General features: G+C 73.9%; 1 pseudogene. It reads left to right on the top strand.

Annotated features, from left to right (window positions below):
- Positions 1-19: 19 nt before the first annotated feature.
- Positions 20-494, top strand: a pseudogene (locus QC029_RS30495) (hypothetical protein); the annotation flags it as partial.

The following is a 494-nucleotide window of genomic DNA, read 5'->3' as shown; positions in this document are numbered from 1 at the left end:
CCCGTACCCGGCTGCGGCCGTGGCCTGCACCGTGCTGGTGCTGGCCACGGTGGCGGTCTGGCTGCTGGTGCACGCCGCCCGTCGCATGACCGTGCCGCCGCCCTCTGTGCTGTTCGTCGGGTTCGCCGCCGCGGTCTGCACCGCCTACAGCGCCGACACCTCCTGGCGGTACGCCGAGCACGAGCTGGGCATGACCAACACCGCCGAGCGCGCGGTGATGTACGCCGCGGCCGAGATCGCGCTGCTGGCCTGCACCGTCATGGCCCGCGCCAACGTGCGCTCCGGCACCACTGAGGACCGGATCGGCTCGCCGGGCCTGCCCGGCACGCTGGTGTGGGTCAACACCGGCGTGCAGGTGATCCCCGCGTTCAGCGAGTCCGGGTTCTGGGGCGGTCTCGTCCGCGCGGTCTTCGGCCCGGTGTTGGCCGGCCTGCTGTGGCATCAGGTGATGGGGCTGCAGGTCCGCGTGGCCCGGCCCCGGGCCCTGTCCTCCG

This window comes from Streptomyces sp. DH37 (assembly GCF_029813835.1).
In the GTDB taxonomy this organism is placed as follows: Bacteria; Actinomycetota; Actinomycetes; order Streptomycetales; family Streptomycetaceae; genus Streptomyces.
The sequence above is the reverse complement of the archived record's forward strand: the minus strand, read 5'-3'. Positions and strand labels throughout refer to the sequence as shown.